The 2,761-nt window shown below is 50.8% G+C and carries 4 protein-coding genes; 2 read left to right on the top strand and 2 right to left on the bottom strand.

The genetic code is table 11. The annotated features are described in order from the left end of the window. The first annotated feature begins 202 nt into the window (after positions 1-202). Both BUB38_RS15540 and BUB38_RS15535 read left to right on the top strand, forming a co-directional pair. Positions 203-1,201 (top strand): hypothetical protein, encoded by a 999-nt coding sequence (locus tag BUB38_RS15540; RefSeq protein WP_073161639.1) that lies wholly within the window; start codon positions 203-205, stop codon positions 1,199-1,201. Between the two features lie 442 nt (positions 1,202-1,643). After that, positions 1,644-1,832 (top strand): hypothetical protein, encoded by a 189-nt coding sequence (locus BUB38_RS15535; RefSeq protein WP_073161638.1) that lies wholly within the window; start codon positions 1,644-1,646, stop codon positions 1,830-1,832. A gap of 131 nt (positions 1,833-1,963) precedes the next feature. On the opposite strand, the gene BUB38_RS16530 is transcribed toward BUB38_RS15535, so the two are convergent. Both BUB38_RS16530 and BUB38_RS16525 read right to left on the bottom strand, forming a co-directional pair. Then, positions 1,964-2,119 (bottom strand): hypothetical protein, encoded by a 156-nt coding sequence (locus BUB38_RS16530; RefSeq protein WP_158236521.1) that lies wholly within the window; start codon positions 2,117-2,119, stop codon positions 1,964-1,966. 21 nt (positions 2,120-2,140) lie between these two features. Beyond that, the gene (locus tag BUB38_RS16525; protein ID WP_158236520.1) at positions 2,141-2,296 is read right to left on the bottom strand and encodes a hypothetical protein; all 156 of its coding nucleotides are present in this window, start codon (positions 2,294-2,296) and stop codon (positions 2,141-2,143) included. Between the last annotated feature and the right edge of the window lie 465 nt (positions 2,297-2,761).

Raw genomic sequence — 2,761 nt, 5'->3', positions numbered from 1 at the left:
ATACCGAGGGAAAGGTGTAAACCATATCAGTGAAACTGTCAACTCGGTCAGTAAAAACACCCCAAAAGTGTCAACCTTTTTTAGGGAAGGTCATAAAAATGGCGATATCCCCAAAAAATGCCCGAAAACCGCCAACAAATAATTTCTATTTATGAGTTCGCAGGAAAAGAACTGCAAACTATAAAAACTTACCGAGGGCATTATGAATCTTGACGCAGCAGTCATCCCAAGCTATTATAGCCGCCTAGTCATGGCAAAGAATCAAGGTCATTTCAAGATTGCACAGGCTCTGCTTGAACTGATTGTCGGTTCCTCTGTGGATGACAGCACTTCAGCAGTAGGCCGCAAGGCTCTTGAAAAGATTGCACAGGCCAAGGGTCATGCCGCAACTATTGCCGCCGGCACCGAATCCGTAGCTGAAATCCCTGCAGGCGAAGCCGCCGACTGGCAGGAATACGCCCTCCAGACTCCGCCCTATACCCGCAAGCTGGCACTGGCACTGGCCACATACTTCGTCCGCGCCAACCTGCTGGAAACCGCCTACGAGATGTACCTCTCCGCCGGCGAACTGGATGAAGACGGCAGCAGCGCAGAAGATCTCTCCGCAATCGCCGCCGCCGAATCCGGCAACATGGCCAACGACTTCGGCAAAAAGTGCGAAGAGGCCGGCAACCACGCCAAGGCTGCCGGCTGGTACAAGAAAGCCAAGGACGCAGGCCTCGCCGATGCCGATGCAGCTCTCGCCCGCATGCAATCCTTCCACGGCGTCACACGCTTTATCGCCCCCTGGCTCGAAATCGCAAAGAAGACCGGCCGCAAGGAACTTGCAGAAGCCATCGTCGCCATCGCCGCCAACGCAAAGGCCGGCAACATGGACGCCGTTACCATCAGCGAATCTGTAGTGCTCCCCTGCTACCAGGAACTGGATTTCTGGGAAAGCGAACTGGATGCCTATTTCAAGTTTTCCGGAGACGACAGCGAAGCCTACGGTAACGCCATCGCCGCCATCGGCAAGATCCTGGAACGCGCCAAGATGTACAACGTAGCCCTCCGCTGGTTCAAGAAGGCAGGAGCCTACAGCAAGGCCGCCAACGATGACGCCCGCCGCATGCTTCCTCTCAAGAGTAAGTCCATTACCATGCGCGAAGCCGACGACATCTACGATAGCACCAGCCCCATCCCTTCCCTCTGGAAGATCTAGGATTTACGCAACGGTTTACTACGAATGAATTGAAAAAAGGCAGGTCGTGAGACTTGCCTTTTTCTCGTTCGGGTAAAAAAAATCCGGACTTATTTCAACTGCAGTTTCCTTGTCTGATATTTCGTCCCATCCTTGATGAAATAAAGTACACCCCGGGATTAAGGTCCTGCAAAATATGGATCTTTTACATACAAATCGGAAATGGAATTCAGTAATCCTAACCAACGGTATTCCATTTCCTAAACTTACATTCTACTGAATCCATAAAGTTCATCTGCAGTAGAAATAGCGTAACAGCCATCGCTATCCAAAGGCGGCTTTACAGATGCCGCAAATGCATTGGTATAGTAAAACGGAGAAATCTAGATTTTTTTCACTTCCACTCGACACTTCAAAATTTCAAAACGATAAAAGTATCGTAAGGCAAAAAAAGGAAGAAAAAATGGCAAATACGAATCAAGAAGAAAATCCCCTGATGCGCAATCCGGAATACAAACGCCTGGCAAACGAAAAAAACAAGCTGGTAAAGCAAATGACCTTCATGGAGCAGCGCCTAGAAAAATACGCCTACGCTCTCAACGACAAAGACATCCAGCAAATCCAGCAGGCAAGCCGCAACGCAGCCCGCTAGGGCAATCACTCATGGGGAATAACCCCAAGCAGGCTTCACACGGTTATTCGTCTTATCCACCATAACACCTAAAAAAGCAAACGCGGGAAACAATCCCGCGTTTTTTGCAATGCCCCTAAGACATCCTGACCCTAATCTTCAGCAGGGGCATTCTCATTAGCTTCTCCTACCTCGGCCTCCTTCACCCAGAACATTCCCAGAATCTTTCCGGTGGAATCCATCTGGATCTTAAGGAATTTACCATCAGGAACCCCGACAGCACCAGTACGGCTACCGTCATAATCCATCCTTGTAGAAGAACCATAAGGTCAAATACTGGACAACTTCGCTGCATCGCGACGATTTGCAGCATCAAGAACCTTTACGCGAGAGGCATCGTAATAGTAAAGGACCTCCCCGTCATGCTGCTCAACTTCCTTGAACTTCAAGACAGCCAATTTCTGTGCGCTCCTGGCGTAAACCATATCTTGCCTTTCAGGAGAACCAGAAGTAAGTCCCAAAACTTTAGGCAAAGTAATCGCACAAAATACAACCAAGATAACAATAGTGATAATAAAATCTTTTCGCGTAAAAGCTCGTTTCATAGACATAAAGATAAAAACAAAAACACTTTTTTGAAGGGTATTCGTCGGGCAGGCCCCGCAAACCCGGGGACAGGCGGAAAGGCCGCCGACAGGGTACGCCTTTCCCGGTAAGCCTCCTGCGACAGCTTATGGCCTGCGCCTGGCGACGGCTGGTGCGGTGGGCCGATGCCGCGCCCATGTACGGCGGGCGATGCCCGCGTCGACGCCCCGGCGCGACGGCAATGGACATAAAAGAAAGGGCCCCCCGAGGTTTTCCTCGGGGGGCCCGTGAATCCAGCGGCGACCTACTCTCCCGGACCCGTAGGCCAGGTACCATCGGCGATAGGAGGCTTGACTTCCGTGTTC

This window comes from Fibrobacter sp. UWH5 (assembly GCF_900142505.1).
Lineage (GTDB): Bacteria > Fibrobacterota > Fibrobacteria > Fibrobacterales > Fibrobacteraceae > Fibrobacter.
The sequence above is the reverse complement of the archived record's forward strand: the minus strand, read 5'-3'. Positions and strand labels throughout refer to the sequence as shown.

Bases quoted from the DNA above. Each gene is read 5' to 3' on its own strand.
- BUB38_RS15535 (WP_073161638.1), top strand. From the start codon at position 1,644: ATGGCAAATACGAATCAAGAAGAAAATCCCCTGATGCGCAATCCGGAA.
- BUB38_RS16530 (WP_158236521.1), bottom strand. From the start codon at position 2,119: ATGGATTATGACGGTAGCCGTACTGGTGCTGTCGGGGTTCCTGATGGT.
- BUB38_RS15540 (WP_073161639.1), top strand. From the start codon at position 203: ATGAATCTTGACGCAGCAGTCATCCCAAGCTATTATAGCCGCCTAGTC.
- BUB38_RS16525 (WP_158236520.1), bottom strand. From the start codon at position 2,296: ATGGTTTACGCCAGGAGCGCACAGAAATTGGCTGTCTTGAAGTTCAAG.